At 65.3% G+C, this 13388-nt stretch carries 14 protein-coding genes and 1 tRNA gene; 7 read left to right on the top strand and 8 right to left on the bottom strand.

Annotated elements, in window-relative coordinates; all coding sequences use genetic code 11:
- Window positions 1-44: 44 nt before the first annotated feature.
- From APZ15_RS28035 to APZ15_RS28020, 5 genes are all read left to right on the top strand, one after another.
- Window positions 45-422: a DUF2946 domain-containing protein gene (locus APZ15_RS28035; RefSeq protein WP_027789631.1), complete on the top strand. Its 378-nt coding sequence runs from the start codon at window positions 45-47 to the stop codon at window positions 420-422.
- A 258-nt stretch (window positions 423-680) separates the two neighbouring features.
- A complete protein-coding gene (locus APZ15_RS28030; protein ID WP_027789632.1) occupies window positions 681-1046 on the top strand; it encodes a copper resistance CopC family protein in 366 nt (121 codons plus the stop codon).
- A gap of 81 nt (window positions 1047-1127) precedes the next feature.
- A complete protein-coding gene (locus APZ15_RS28025) occupies window positions 1128-1574 on the top strand; it encodes a copper chaperone PCu(A)C (RefSeq protein WP_027789633.1) in 447 nt (148 codons plus the stop codon).
- 31 nt (window positions 1575-1605) lie between these two features.
- Window positions 1606-1779: a hypothetical protein gene (locus tag APZ15_RS41880; protein ID WP_167562617.1), complete on the top strand. Its 174-nt coding sequence runs from the start codon at window positions 1606-1608 to the stop codon at window positions 1777-1779.
- Between the two features lie 98 nt (window positions 1780-1877).
- The gene (locus tag APZ15_RS28020) at window positions 1878-2507 is read left to right on the top strand and encodes a LysE family translocator (RefSeq protein WP_027789634.1); all 630 of its coding nucleotides are present in this window, start codon (window positions 1878-1880) and stop codon (window positions 2505-2507) included.
- 40 nt (window positions 2508-2547) lie between these two features.
- Here APZ15_RS28020 and APZ15_RS28015 read toward each other — a convergent pair whose 3' ends face one another.
- Window positions 2548-3873: a leucine-rich repeat-containing protein kinase family protein gene (locus APZ15_RS28015; protein WP_027789635.1), complete on the bottom strand. Its 1326-nt coding sequence runs from the start codon at window positions 3871-3873 to the stop codon at window positions 2548-2550.
- A 151-nt stretch (window positions 3874-4024) separates the two neighbouring features.
- On the opposite strand from APZ15_RS28015, the gene APZ15_RS28010 reads away from it, so the two are divergent.
- A tRNA-Leu gene (locus APZ15_RS28010) sits at window positions 4025-4109 on the top strand.
- A 382-nt stretch (window positions 4110-4491) separates the two neighbouring features.
- Here the strand turns inward: APZ15_RS28010 and APZ15_RS28005 are convergent.
- The 3 genes from APZ15_RS28005 to APZ15_RS27995 form a co-directional block, all read right to left on the bottom strand.
- The gene (locus APZ15_RS28005; RefSeq protein ID WP_027789636.1) at window positions 4492-4977 is read right to left on the bottom strand and encodes a hypothetical protein; all 486 of its coding nucleotides are present in this window, start codon (window positions 4975-4977) and stop codon (window positions 4492-4494) included.
- A 256-nt stretch (window positions 4978-5233) separates the two neighbouring features.
- Window positions 5234-5422: a hypothetical protein gene (locus APZ15_RS41875; protein ID WP_138143365.1), complete on the bottom strand. Its 189-nt coding sequence runs from the start codon at window positions 5420-5422 to the stop codon at window positions 5234-5236.
- Between the two features lie 68 nt (window positions 5423-5490).
- Window positions 5491-6381, bottom strand: coding sequence for a LysR family transcriptional regulator (locus APZ15_RS27995; RefSeq protein ID WP_027789638.1), 891 nt, complete (start codon window positions 6379-6381; stop codon window positions 5491-5493).
- A 138-nt stretch (window positions 6382-6519) separates the two neighbouring features.
- Here APZ15_RS27995 and APZ15_RS27990 point away from each other — a divergent pair, with 138 nt between their 5' ends.
- On the top strand, window positions 6520-7761 hold the full coding sequence (locus tag APZ15_RS27990) for an MFS transporter (protein ID WP_027789639.1): 1242 nt from the start codon (window positions 6520-6522) through the stop codon (window positions 7759-7761).
- A gap of 391 nt (window positions 7762-8152) precedes the next feature.
- Here the strand turns inward: APZ15_RS27990 and APZ15_RS27985 are convergent, their stop codons facing one another.
- The 4 genes from APZ15_RS27985 to APZ15_RS27970 form a co-directional block, all read right to left on the bottom strand.
- A complete protein-coding gene (locus APZ15_RS27985; protein ID WP_158605816.1) occupies window positions 8153-10024 on the bottom strand; it encodes a clostripain-related cysteine peptidase in 1872 nt (623 codons plus the stop codon).
- 167 nt (window positions 10025-10191) lie between these two features.
- A complete protein-coding gene (locus APZ15_RS27980) occupies window positions 10192-11418 on the bottom strand; it encodes an ArnT family glycosyltransferase (RefSeq protein ID WP_370448691.1) in 1227 nt (408 codons plus the stop codon).
- On the bottom strand, window positions 11415-12176 hold the full coding sequence (locus APZ15_RS27975; protein WP_027789642.1) for a polysaccharide deacetylase family protein: 762 nt from the start codon (window positions 12174-12176) through the stop codon (window positions 11415-11417). Before APZ15_RS27975 ends, APZ15_RS27980 begins: the two co-directional genes overlap by 4 nt.
- Window positions 12173-13294 carry a glycosyltransferase family 4 protein gene (locus APZ15_RS27970; RefSeq protein WP_027789643.1) on the bottom strand — a complete coding sequence of 374 codons (1122 nt, stop codon included), beginning with the start codon at window positions 13292-13294 and terminating at the stop codon, window positions 12173-12175. The genes APZ15_RS27975 and APZ15_RS27970 overlap by 4 nt, the downstream gene beginning before the upstream one ends.
- Between the last annotated feature and the right edge of the window lie 94 nt (window positions 13295-13388).

The raw sequence follows: 13388 nt of genomic DNA, 5'->3' as shown, positions 1-13388 counted from the left end.
GGCATAATCCGCTCCATCGTCGCCCCTACGCCGCCGCGCATCGCATGCTGAGTCGTCGTCTCCGGAAGATCGGCAGTCTGATCGGGATGCTCGCCATCCTGATGACGGCGCTCGCACCGACGATCTCGCAGGCCCTGACGACGCAGCAGCGCGTCGATACGCTGCTGGCCGGCTACTGCACTGCCGCGCCGGCCACCGGCGAGCGCGCCGCCGATGCGTCGCGAAAGAGCCTGCAAGCCCACCTCCAGGCATGCGGCTATTGCAGCCTGCTCGCCCATACGCCCGCGCTGCCCGCGCCCGAACTGACGTTCGCGGCCAACGTGCACGTCATTCAGCATCGCGAAGCGACCCGCTTCGAAAGCCTGCGCCGCGCGCTGCCGCTCACGGCCGCGCAACCGCGCGCCCCTCCGTTCACGTCCTGATTCGTCGTCAACGCCCGTGATGCCGTAACGCATCGCGCGGCTCGCGCACGCCGCCGGCGTGCGCGACGTGTCACGTTTCGAAGGACGATCATGACTCACCGTGTTGCGCGCGGCGTCGTACCGTGCGTGCGGCCGCTTGCTGCCGGTGCGTACCGTCGCGCCGGCGTCGGCCGCCATCGGTGCTGCTGCGATGGTGCGCGTGCATCCGTCCGTCGAATCCGTGTTGCTTCATCCGATTCGCCACTCGCACACTCAACCATGAAAACCGCCACTTTCATTCGCGGCACGCTCGCCGCACTCGGCTTCGTCGCGATCCAGGCCGCCCACGCACACGCACTCCCGAAGACGCAGGAACCGGCCGCCGGCGCCACGCTCTCAACCGCGCCGCATGCGGTCTCGATCGGTTTCAGCGAGGCGCTCGAGCCCGCTTTCAGCTCGATCGCCGTGACCGACAGCCACGGGCAGTCGGTCGCCGATGGGAAATCGTCCGTCGACGCCGGCAACCGGAAACGCATGCACGTCGCGCTGGCCAGCCTGACCGCCGGCACGTACACGGTCGCGTGGATCGCGGTCGCCAGCGATGGCCATCGCACGCAAGGCCACTACGCGTTCACGCTGAAATGACGTTCGCGATGCGCATCGGCGTTTCGTGCCGAGCGCGTCGCCGCCGATACCCGCCGCATCCCCCCATCAGGAGAACCAACCATGAAACGCCCGATTCCGACCGGCCTGCTGTTCGCACTGCTCGCGCTGCAGGCTCCCGCCACGTTCGCCGCGCCGGCCGTACAGGCAGAAAACTGCTGGATCCGTGCGATGCCGGCGACCGTGCCGTCGTCCGGCTACTTCACGCTGAAGAACGACGGCGACGCGCCCGTCACGCTGACGGGCCTCGACACGCCCGCATACGGAATGGCGATGCTGCATGAAACGCAAACGAACGGCAGCACCGCGAAGATGGTTCACGTCGACGCCGTCGAAGTGCCCGCGCACGGCACGGTGACCTTCAAGCCGAAGAGCTATCACGTGATGCTGGAGCAGCCGCGCCAGACCGTCGCGCCCGGCGCGAAGGTGCCGTTCCGGCTGCGTTTCGCGGACGGCTCGACGGTATCCGTGACCTGCGACGCCAAGGCGCCGACCTACGCCGGCCAGTAACGCCGCCCGCCCCCGATCGAAGGAGACGCACATGAAACACCGCCTGCCGGTGGCCGACCTGATCGTCCGATACCGGACGCCGCTGAACGTCGCCGTGCTGATCGTCTGCGGGATATGGGCCGGATGGATCGCGTGGATGACGCGGCCCGCCGCGATCGATACGCCGCCGTCGATCCCCGCGTACTGCATGCGCGACGCACGCTGACGCGCCGCGACGGCACGGTTCCGGGCAAGCCCGGGCCATTTATTGGCGTGGCATCATCGCGTCATCCCGCCCGCCGGAACCGCCTCTCGGAGCGCCGCATGTCCTTTCAGACCTGGATGCTGTTTGCCGCAGCCTATCTCGCCACGACGCTGTCGCCGGGCCCCAACGTGCTGCTCGTCATCCGCAACACGGTGCGCTACGGCACGCATGGCACGGCCGCGACGATCGCGGGCAATCTCGTCGCGCAGGGCGTGGTCGTGGTGCTCGTCGCACTCGGCGTCGGCGCGGTGCTCGCCGCGATGCCGCCGCTGTTCGTCGCGATGAAGGTGGCCGGCGCCGCGTACCTGATGGTCCTGGGTGTCAGGCAACTGCGCGGCGAGCGCAAGGCCGGCGCGTCGACCGGCGCGACGGAGGTCGCCGCGCCCGACTGCGGGAAGCTGTTCCGCGAAGCGCTGTTCGTGTCGGGCAGCAACCCGAAGACGATGATCTTCCTGTCGGCGTTCATGCCGCAGTTCATCGTGCACGACCGCCCGCTCGCGCTGCAGTTCGTCGTGATGTACGCGACGATCGCGTGCACCGTCGTGGTCGTTCATAGCGTCTATTCGGCCGGCGTGCGCCGGCTCCATCGCGGCTTCGGCATGAGCCGCGCGGTGCTTACGCTCAAGCGCGCCAGCGGGCTGCTGTTCGTCGGGCTCGGGATCAAGCTGCTGACTGCGCGGCAGGCGTAAGCGCTCGTATTGCCGAGACCGAACTTGCCGCGCCGTCCCGTCAGCGTGTTTGCGCAGCCAGCGCGGCGGTGATCTCCACGAACGACGGCCGCGCGTCGACATCCTCGTTCAAACAGGCTGCCGCCAGTGCGTCGAGCGTGGGCCGGCCGGCCCACGCCTGCTGCCCGCATCGATCGAGCAACTCGCCGAGCAGGTAACCGAACGCGCGCACCTCGAGCCGTTCGAACCGCGCACCACGCATGCGGTCGCTCACGTCGTAGAACGACGCCGCGCCGAAATCGCCGAGCAACGCGCCACCGGCGCCGTCGTGCAGGATGTTGTGTGCATACAGGTCGCCGTGCATGATGCCGCGTTCGTGCAGATGGCCCGCGACCGACGCGATGCCGTGCGCGATCCGCAGCGCCGCGGCAGGCTCGAATCCCGTGCTGTCGGCATACACGTCGCGCGTGCAGGTCGCGAAGCTCGGCGGCCCCGCGAGATTCGTCAGCGCGGGATCGACGAGTTCCATCACGAGGCCGTGCGTGCCGTCCGGGTGCCCGCGCACCTTGCCGATCACCGGGATCATGTTCGGGTGGCGGCCGGCATGCAGGCATGCGGCCATTTCGCAATCGGGCAGGCCGTCGCTCGTCACCGCGCCCTTGAACAGCTTGACGGCGACCGCGCGCGGCGCACGGTTATCCGCCGTCCATTGCGCGCGGTAAATCACGCCCGATGCGCCTTCACCGAGCTTCTGCCCGCATGCGAGCGATGCCCAATCGACGTCCGCGACATCCGGCTCCGCCGACGCCGCGGCTTCCGGTGCCGCACCGAACGGATTGCCGGCGGCAGCAAGCCACGCGAGCCGCGGCATCCGCAGCAGCCAGTCCGGCAGTTCGTCCAGGCGATTCGCCGACAGGCGCACCAGTTCGAGCGCGCGGCAGGCGGCCAGCCCGGCCGGCAGCGTGCGCAGCCGGTTGCCGGCGAGCATCAGCTTCTGCAAGCGCGAACAATCGCCGATATCGGCGGGCAACTCGTCGATTGCGTTGTCGGTGAGGATCAGCCAGCGCAATGCGCGCGGCAGCGATCCGCGCGGCACGGTTTGAATCCGGTTCGCCTTGAAGCCGATCATGTCGAGCTGTTCGCACGCGCCGAGCACGTTGGGGAACGCGGTGAAGCGGTTGCCGGACGCGAACAGGATGCGCAGGCGATGCAGGCGCGGCAGGTCGTCCGGCAGCGCGGTGAGCGCATTGCCGGTCAGGTCGAGCACTTCGAGCGTGTCGGCAAGATCGAAAATCTCGCGCGGAAAGGCCGTCAACCCGCATGCGAGCTTGAGTTGCCGTGTGCCGGCCAGTTGCCCGGCCTGCAGTTGTTCGAGGGTATGTGTCACGCGGAGAAAACGGGTTGCGGTTGCGGCGGCCATCGGGTCGATCGCCCGAATTCTACCGGGATCGCTTTCGCGCATCCGCCCATCGTGTCACACCCTCTTCACAAACGCGAAATGTGACGCTACAATTGCGCCCCTTGCAGTGCAATGCAGTGCCGACGTGGTGAAATTGGTAGACACGCTATCTTGAGGGGGTAGTGGCGAAAGCTGTGCGAGTTCGAGTCTCGCCGTCGGCACCAGAAGCGGTTTTACCGCGCTTCGAGTTCAGCAGTCCCCGCCTTGCGTCGGTTCCGACGATCCAGCCGCCTCGCAACGAGGTTTTCGTCGTGGTTCCTTCCTCATCGCCCGCCTGGCGCGGCATGTGCCAATTGCCGGCCGACAAGACCTGTCGGAGCATGGCCCACATCGATAACCGCACGTTCCCCTTTCCAGCTTGAAGTCCATTCGATCGGACGCTGTCGGGAACGCTGTGCGTCACTCTTTACTGACGGCCCGGCCCCACTCCGTGATCCGAGAGAAGCAAACGACCGATGTCCGGTCGACTTCAATGCGGCATTCATGTCGTTCCGCTTACCGATGACGCGGCCGCCGACCCTGCAATCCGATTCCACCGGCCACGCGTCAGGACAAGTTGAAGACCTGACTGCAAGGCAGCTTTGCTCCGCTATCGATCGTCAGATTGAAGTACGGTTTGCGATCGAGATGCTTTTCGTCCGCATCGGGATCGGGGATATTTCGAAATCGCTCGAAAACGAGCGTCTTGCCGTTCCGCAACCGTATCGACATGAACTTCATCGATTGATCGAATGCCGGCGTTCCCCATGACGAATCAATCGGCTTCCCCTCGCCAGCGGAGAGATAGACCGACAGGGTATTGCCCCACTCCTGGCGGGGCACCACCTTTATCTGATCGGCATCCGCCTGAGGCACGCCCACATTGACGGAAAGTTTCTTCCCTCCCTTTGCCGTGCAAACGAACTCCTGATTACCGCCGAACCGCTGCTGAAACGCGACGAACGGATCGGCGTTGCCTTGATCGGCCAGAACTGTCGCCCCCCAGCAAGAAAGCACTGCGCCAGAAATCAAAAACCAGGCATTCCATTTCATTTGATCCAGACTCCCGTTACCTTTCTACCCTTTCCGATCAACGTGGGTTTCTCGCCCTTGCGCATCACCCTGCTATTCGGACTGATGTAATCACTCGCGAAAAGCGGTCCGGGCAGTACGACCTCGGCGTGACCATGAGTCGATTCATCGGTCGTATCGTAGACGATCACGGCCCCCTCGGGGGCATCATAGGGGCTGGCGATGTGCAAGCAGGCAACCCTCTTCTGCGTGGTGCAGCGAATGAATAGCGAATTCCTCACCGACAAGCTCCCCAACCGGTCACGACGATCATCGATTGAAAATTCCAGAATCCATCCTTCATTTTCATCTCGCGATCAACACCGACAGATTGCAGACGGCAGCGCACGACAATTAACAAAAGTACTTCTTCGTCGATATTGAAGTCATTCAAATGCGAAGGCCAACATCCCGTCGAATACAACATCATCGCTCTTCAAGCATGTTCGAAAAACGCGACGGCACATGGCTTCGCGGTTTTTGTTTCCACGGCCCTCACGCCGCCCCATCCTCTCCCGCCAGCATCAGAAAATTCCGGACCACCGCCGACGATTCATCGCATCGTGACGCAATGGCGAGCCGCGCCCGCAACGCATCCCCCGCCAACGGCCGATAGACGACTCCGGCAACCTGCACCTGCGTAATCGCCTTCGGCACGACCGACACGCCGAGCCCGGCCGCAACCAGCGTCACCGCGGACGCCATTTGCGGCGCAGGCTGCGCCATGCGCGGCTCGAACCCGGCGGCATTGCATGCGGCGACGATATGGTCGAACAGCGCGCCGCCGGCCTCCCTCGGCACCTGCACGAACGACTCGTCAGCCAGTTCCACCAGATCGATCCGCCGCCGCTGCGCCAGCCGGTGCGCAACGGGCAGCGCGACGAACATCGGTTCGTCGTCCCAGTCGAGCATCCGCAACGTCGCGGCGGCCCGGCGTGCCGGCCGCACGATCGCGACGTCGAGGTGCCCGGCCTCCAGCGCCTCCAGCAGCATCCGCGACGCGGCCTCCTGCAACGTCAGCTCGGCATCCGGAAACGCTTCCCGAAAGCGCCGGATCAGGTCCGACACTTTCGAATTGAACGCCGCCGTCCCGGTGAAACCCACGCGCAGATGCCCGGTTTCCCCGCGCGCGGCCCGCCTTGCCGCGCGCACCGCACGCTCGGCGGCGTCGAGCACGCGGCGCGCTTCCTGCGCGAAGACCTCGCCCGCCAGCGTCAGCTCGGCGCCGCGCGCGGTCCGCCTGAACAGTTCCACATCGAGCTCGCTTTCGAGCGCCTTGATCTGCTGGCTCAACGGCGGCTGCCCGATGCCGAGCGCCTCGGCAGCCTTGGTGAAATTCGACGCGGCCGCCACGGCCAGAAAATAACGGAGATGCCGGAGTTCCATTCGTACGTGCTCTCACGGTGTGCCGGGTGGGTTCACCAGCCAGTGGTTAAACATATCGCTTCGGTTACTTTCATATATTGGACATATACATGACCGTGCGCAAGAATTCAGGCGTTCCTTCGCACATCGAGCGCAGTCATGTCCTCCCCTTCGCTTTCCCGTGCCCTGCCCGGCGCGCAACAGGCCACGCCCGATGCGTTGCCCGCCGGCGTTTCCCCGCGCTCGGCCGCCTACAAGCGCATCGCGCTGGCCCTCTTCCTTGCCGGTTTTTCCACGTTCTCGCTGCTGTACTGCGTCCAGCCGCTGCTTCCCGCGTTCGCACGCGAGTTCGGGCTCGGTGCGGCCTCGAGTTCGCTCTCGCTGTCGCTGTCGACCGGGATGCTCGCGATCTCCATTCTGTGCGCCGGCGCGCTGTCCGAACGCGTCGGGCGGCGCGGGCTGATGTTCGCGTCGATGACGCTCGCTGCGCTCTTCAACGTGCTCGCCGCGCTATCGCCCGACTGGAACCTGCTGCTGGTCTGGCGCGCGCTGGAAGGTTTCGCGCTGGGCGGCGTCCCGGCTGTCGCGATGGCGTATCTCGCCGAGGAAATCGCGTCGGAAGGGCTCGGTTTCTCGATGGGGCTCTATGTCGGCGGAACCGCGTTCGGCGGCATGGTCGGACGGATCGGCATGAGCATGCTGGAAGAGCACTTCTCGTGGCGCACGGCGATGCTGACGATCGGTGTCGTCGACCTGATCGCGGCGGCCGCGTTCGTGATGCTGCTGCCGCCGTCGCGGCGCTTCGTGAAGCGCACCGACCTGACGCTGCGCCATCACGTCCGGCTGTGGGGCGAGCAACTGCGTCACGCGCGGCTCCCGTTCGTGTTCGCGATCGGCTTCCTGGTGATGGGCGCGTTCGTGACGATCTACAACTATGCGGGCTTCCGGCTCACCGCGGCCCCGTTCAACCTGAGTGCGACCGCGTGCGGGCTGATCTTCGGCGCCTACCTGTTCGGGATGGTGTCGTCATCGAGCGCCGGCGCGCTCGCCGACCGTCTCGGACGCGCACCTGTGCTCGTCAGCGGCGTGCTCGTGTTCGCGGCGGGCCTCGTGCTGACGCTGTCGCATTCGCTCGCCGCGATCGTCGTCGGCATCGTGCTCGTCACGATCGGCTTCTTCATTGCCCACTCGGTCGCGAGCGGCTGGGTGGGCTATCTCGCGGGGGCCGCGAAGGGGCACGCCGCGTCGCTGTACCTGCTTGCGTACTATCTCGGGTCGAGCGTGCTCGGGTCGATCGGCGGCACGTTCTGGCAACACGGCGCGTGGACGGGCGTCGCCGCTTACGTCGCGGTGCTGCTCGTGCTCGGGCTGCTGGCTGCGCGCCGGCTGGCACGGGCGTAGTGGGTACGTAATGGGCACATCACGGGTGCGGCGCGGGTCGCGCGCGATCCGGTCCCCCGTGGCCTGCTTCAAGTACGCCACGCATCGGGATAGTCGCGCATCGATCAGGATGCCGGCCCATTCTGCCGCTTCACCGCGTTGTTGCTCACACGCGAGCAATGCCCAAACGACGTCCGCAACACCCCGATCGGCCGGCGCTACCGCTTCCGGCACCGCGCCGAACGGCTTGCCGGCGACTGCGGCAAGCCCGGCAGGTCGTCTGGCTGCACGGTGCACGCACTGCCGGTCGGGTCGAGTACTTCGAGCGAATCGGAAAGATCGAACATGAGCCGGAGCGCGCCCCGGACGGTTCAAGGACCCTGCTCCTCTCCGAGGGGAACAGGGTTCTTCGTCACATCTCGGGAGACAGACGCAAGCGGTTCGCCAGGTCTGCTACGGCGAACCGGAATCGATACGAGTCGGGCTTCCCGGTCCTTCCGATTTTCCAGCTTCCGTCCTGCGCCACGGCCGCCTTGCATACGACAGTCTCCGGGTCGGGAATGGTCCATGCCGACAGGTCAGCCCTCCAAAGCTGCGGCGTCAATGTCCACGTTGAGCCGATCGGCGTCACATGACCGACTGCCGTGCCAAGTAACGGCACGAACCCCTTCAGAGTCATGTCACCACCCGGCTCTCCCGACGCCAGCAAGAAGCCGGTGACTTCTGTGGTGGACGTCTCCTCGCGGTAGGATACCGGGATCACGAACGATGTTTCGGTATCGCCAGTTACGCCCGGAATCACCGACACGATGCAACCATTGAGCGCGTACCATGGCTCCGACAATTTGGTCGAGAGCTTGCGGAAATCGCCGCCCAAATTCGCATCCCCGGCCGTGGCAGGTGACGCCGGTCCGATAGGACGAACTGCCACGATTTGCCCGACGCTGTCTTCAAGCGCAGCCATCGGCACTTCTTCCTGCCAGAGCTTCGGGGAATACGCGAAAGCCTGAACATCATCGCCGGTCGCGACTGGCGGCGAGATCTGGACGAGTACATCGAGCGCCGCCCGCAATGCCGCGCCGTATTCGCCGACAAAACGCCGGTAGGACGTACTGAAATCCAGGCTGTCGTATGTCTTCATGACGGCGGTGTCGTACGCAGCGCCTGCCGGCATGAAAATCGTCAATCCTTTCGCCAGCGACCGGTTGCTTCCCGCCCGCTTGACGACGACGGCCTGATTCAGCGCTTTTTCGACCTCACTGCTCGCGACAGTCGGCCTCGGCAGCGCCGCAAGCTCGAGCGCCCTTGAAAACTGCACCAGATCGACCATATCGGTGACTCTCGTCCAGTCGGTATCGAACGAACGCGCGTTGACGCGTGCACGTGCGATGTCCTCCACGCTGTTTCCGTTGGCATAGAGATCGCGGCCCAGTGCGTCAGCCACGCCGATGACACTGTCCAGCGCCCCCAGGTCGACGAGCGAAACCGTGAAATCCGGATTGTCTCCCGCGCGCAAGCCGGCATAGCTGTTGACGATCAGCGTTCCCAGGTCTCGGGCATTCATACCAGGCTGTGCGACGAGACCGCCCAATACGCTGGCGTAATCCCACCCGCCGAATTCAAGATCCTCGGATGCGACCAGATAGTCCGCATACGGGCGAAACGCGGCGGCAACCTCGACACTGGCCATCAGGCATGCGTCGAATCCGACCAGATCGAAGCGCTTTCCCGTGGCCACGGTCGCGCGCTGAAACGCCTGGGTCATGTCCCGCAACGACAAACGCGGGAGGTCCCCCGCATCGCGCTCGGCCTTCGTCGTCGTCCGATAACCAAAGCCGCCATTCGGGCCGCCCCCGTGATCGCCCAGAATGACCGCGACCCGCTTCGCCGGATACTGCCGGATACCCCATTCGAGAAAATCGCTCAGCGTGGCCGATGCCGCCATGTCCTGCCCTCCGAGGTCGGCCAGCCTGGTTCGCCGCCCCTGCGAGAGCTGCCAACGTTGAGTCCGAGTCCAGTCGACGTCCTTCTGCACCTGGTCTCCGCCGCCGGTCGTAACCAGGATATTCACGTTCGTACCGGCCGTGGCCTTGGTCATCGTGTCAAGATCGGATTGAAGGTCCGATGTCAAATCCGAACCGACAAGATAAACGAGCACCGTACGCTCGGCCGTCGCCGTTATCGAATCGTCTCCCGATCCGCAAGCGCTCATCAATCCGGCCAGCGCGAAACCCGCGAGCAGCCGTCCGATCCGCCTCCACGTCATGCACCAGCGCTTTCCCATTGTTTTCTCCTGAAATGTACTCATCCGTTGTCCTTCGCATCACGCCTCGCCCCCTCACACCTGACCGACGAGCGAAGCAACGATTCCGATCAGTTCCGCGACGAGCAACATCAACGCGCCGATCACCAGTATCGCGAGCCAACAACCGCGGCGTCCGCTGCGCGTCGTCATCTGCGCTCCGGCAAATTCGACCCGGCACTTGGCCACTCACCGTTCACCGCGCGATAAACGACGAGTGCCTCGCGCGTATCGCCGGGGCGCGCGCCATGCCAGAACGGCGCCCATGACGCCCCTGGATCCGGCACCGCACCGCGCATGCCTTGTACGACGAGCCAGCGGCACGCGCGCGCACGCGGCTCGTCCATCGGTACGTAGCGGAGTCCGGCGAAGTAATCGAGCATCGGCGCCTCGGATTCGCCGAGCCCCGGGCTCGCGATGCAATCGCCCGCGCGCCACTCGCGTGCAAGCTGGATCTTCAGGTCGTCGAACACCGACCGATAACTTTTCGCTACGTCGAGCCAGGGCAGCAACAGCGTGTAGACAAGGCCCCAGGCGAGCACCACGCCGCTGGCCCACGACAACGCACCACGCCACGGGCCCGCTCCGCGCAGCAACAGCAACGCGGCGAGCCAGCCGACGCTCAGCGCGAACGCCGCGCAGATCGCCGCGGGTTGCAGAGGAATCGTCCAGTCAAGCGGCAGCCAGCCCCCCAACCACCTGAAGATGTCGCGCGGCAGCGTGTCGTGCGTCATCGCAAGCCAGACGCACCACACCAGCACCGCACATGCACCGAACAGGCCGCGACTCGCGTAATCCCACGCGACATGCACGCGAGCCGGCATACGCTCGACGCTGCGCGCGGCGATGAGCGACAGCGGCCCGATAAACGGCAGGATGTAGAGTTGCCGCGACGTCGCGGCAAAGTGGAGCACGATCAGCCCGATCGCGGCGAATGCGACCGGCAGCGCGATCGACGGATTGCGCCAGCCGCGCAACACACCACCGGCGATCGCCACGACCGCGAGCGGACCAACCGGAAACCCGACCGTCAGCAATGCACGCCAGATGAACAGCGCGAACGCGACCGCGACCCAGTCGTACAGCGGCGGCTTCTCGAGAAACGGCGTACCGGTGTTGGCCGGCACAATCCAGTCGCCCGAATCGAGCATGTGCCGAATGATCCCGAACGTGTAGGCCTCGTCCTGTTTCCACGGGTCATGGCCAATGATGCCCGGCGCCAGATACGCGATTCCCAGCGCGACGAACAGCAGCACGCGCACTATCGGCCGCGCGATCCAATCCGCGTCGAATCCGGACGGTGTGCCGCACCCTGCATGCAGCAGGCCCGCACGGCAAAGCCGTCCGGCGTTTGCGGCGGATCTGTCGCGCATCACCGGAAGAACCTCCCGAGAAAGCGCGCGACGCCACGCCCGCCCGGCACGGCAATACGCGGCAGCAGAAACGGATCGGTACGCGCATCAGCACGTCCGCGCACGGTCGTCGTCGCGTTCTGGAAGCCGGCTTCGATGACAAGTCGCCGCACGTTCGCGTCGAGCGCACCATACGGATAACAAAACGACACGATCGGGCATCCGGCCGCATCCTCGAGTTGCGCCTTCGAATGCGCGATCTGCCGCCACGCAGCCGGTGAAGGCACGTCGGACAGCACAACATGATCGACGGTATGCGCGCCGACCTCGTGCCCGTGCGCGTGCCATTCGCGCAGCGCGCCGAGATCCATCAACGCGCCCTCGGCCGTCGCGAGCCTGCGATCCCAATCATTGCTGCCACCCAGCCTGCCCGACACGAAGTAGCAGGTCGCGGTAAAGCCGAGCGCATCGAGCACGGGCAGCGCATGCTCGGCCACGTTGCGAAATCCGTCGTCGAACGTGATGGCAAACAGCTTCTCGCGCCGCGCCTGCGGCAGCCGCCGCTGCAAGTCGGTGACCGACATGCCGCGATAGCCCAGCGCCTTCAGCACACGCATCTGGCGCCGAAACGCGCGCGGATCGACGCTCAGGCCGCGCAATACGTCCGAATGCGGCGGCAACGGGCGAATCTGGTGATACATCAGAATCGGGACGCACGCGGCGCGTTCTGCCGACGGCCGCTCCTGCGGCGTGACCGGTGGCTGCGTCGGAACACCGGTCATGCAGACACCACCGTCCCGCGGATCGACGCGCGGTAAACCGAACTCGTTTCGTCGATGAACCGCGCGAAACTGAACTCGCGTTCGCTCCTTGCGCGCGCGGCGCGCCCCATCTCGGGAACACGTTCGGGATGTTCGGCAATCTCGCGCAGGACGGCGGCGATCGCTTCGGGCGATCGCGGCGGAACGATCCAGCCGTCGATCCGGTCGTCGACGTTCTCCGGCAAGCCGCCGACATCGGTCACGATCACGGCACGGCCCATCGACATCGCTTCGCGGCACGCAAACGACAGGCTTTCGTGATATGACAGCACGAACGATGCGTCGCAGGTCGCGAGGATGTCATGCGTCCGATCCGTCGGACCGACGAATGCGACGTTCGCGGCCACGCCGCAATGCGCGACGAATTCGCGCTGCTCCTTCGACGGCCAGTCGCCTGCAAGCAGCACGCGAAACTTCGCGCGCAACGCATCCGGCAATTGCGCAAGCGCGCTGACCAAATCGCTCCACCCCTTGTGCGGCCCGGTGCCGGCGACGCTGCCGAGCACAATGGCGTCCGCACCGGCTTCGCCGAAATACCCGATTCGCCGACGCCGGATCTCGGCCTGCCCGCCCGTATGCGGCGGCAACTGCACGCCATGCTTGATTACCGTGATGTCGCCGTACGGTGACTGCCGCTCGAGCATCAGCCGGACGTAGTCACTGACGGCGATCGTCGTGTCCGTCGCGAACCGCGCCCGCAAAAAATTACCGATGCTGCCGGCCGCATAGGTGTTGTGTTTCGTAAAAACGACCGATGGTCGCGTGCGACAGCCCACGAGTGCGAGCATGACCTGCCGGTGATCGGCCGAGCCGTTGACGTGGATGATGTCGAACGCGGATTGCTGGATCAGGCGCCGCAGCCGCACCAACTCGGGGAGAAATGTGCGCCAACACGGCTTGAACTGCATGTCGACGATGCGCACGCCCGGTAGCGTATCGACCATGCGTGACAGGCGACTGCCGGCCGGCGATGCGACCGCGACGCGATACCGACGGCCCAGACCGGCCGCAAGGTGATAGATATAGGTGTCATGCCCACCACCATTTCCGCCATGAAAGTTGGTATAGAGAATTTTCATCGCTTGTATTCTTCAGACGGTGTCACGCACGTGCGCCCGCATTTATCGACAGGCATGCCCCTCTGTCACGCGGATGCAAGAACCGGTTTCACCC

The organism is Burkholderia cepacia ATCC 25416 (genome assembly GCF_001411495.1).
In the GTDB taxonomy this organism is placed as follows: Bacteria; Pseudomonadota; Gammaproteobacteria; order Burkholderiales; family Burkholderiaceae; genus Burkholderia; species Burkholderia cepacia.
The sequence above is the reverse complement of the archived record's forward strand: the minus strand, read 5'-3'. Positions and strand labels throughout refer to the sequence as shown.

Excerpts from the sequence above, each read along its gene's own strand:
- APZ15_RS28005 (WP_027789636.1), bottom strand. The coding sequence starts at position 4,977 with ATGAAATGGAATGCCTGGTTTTTGATTTCTGGCGCAGTGCTTTCTTGC.
- APZ15_RS41880 (WP_167562617.1), top strand. The coding sequence starts at position 1,606 with ATGAAACACCGCCTGCCGGTGGCCGACCTGATCGTCCGATACCGGACG.
- APZ15_RS27990 (WP_027789639.1), top strand. The coding sequence starts at position 6,520 with ATGTCCTCCCCTTCGCTTTCCCGTGCCCTGCCCGGCGCGCAACAGGCC.
- APZ15_RS28035 (WP_027789631.1), top strand. The coding sequence starts at position 45 with ATGCTGAGTCGTCGTCTCCGGAAGATCGGCAGTCTGATCGGGATGCTC.
- APZ15_RS41875 (WP_138143365.1), bottom strand. The coding sequence starts at position 5,422 with ATGTTGTATTCGACGGGATGTTGGCCTTCGCATTTGAATGACTTCAAT.
- APZ15_RS27975 (WP_027789642.1), bottom strand. The coding sequence starts at position 12,176 with ATGACCGGTGTTCCGACGCAGCCACCGGTCACGCCGCAGGAGCGGCCG.
- APZ15_RS27985 (WP_158605816.1), bottom strand. The coding sequence starts at position 10,024 with ATGGGAAAGCGCTGGTGCATGACGTGGAGGCGGATCGGACGGCTGCTC.
- APZ15_RS28025 (WP_027789633.1), top strand. The coding sequence starts at position 1,128 with ATGAAACGCCCGATTCCGACCGGCCTGCTGTTCGCACTGCTCGCGCTG.
- APZ15_RS28020 (WP_027789634.1), top strand. The coding sequence starts at position 1,878 with ATGTCCTTTCAGACCTGGATGCTGTTTGCCGCAGCCTATCTCGCCACG.
- APZ15_RS28030 (WP_027789632.1), top strand. The coding sequence starts at position 681 with ATGAAAACCGCCACTTTCATTCGCGGCACGCTCGCCGCACTCGGCTTC.
- APZ15_RS27995 (WP_027789638.1), bottom strand. The coding sequence starts at position 6,381 with ATGGAACTCCGGCATCTCCGTTATTTTCTGGCCGTGGCGGCCGCGTCG.
- APZ15_RS27970 (WP_027789643.1), bottom strand. The coding sequence starts at position 13,294 with ATGAAAATTCTCTATACCAACTTTCATGGCGGAAATGGTGGTGGGCAT.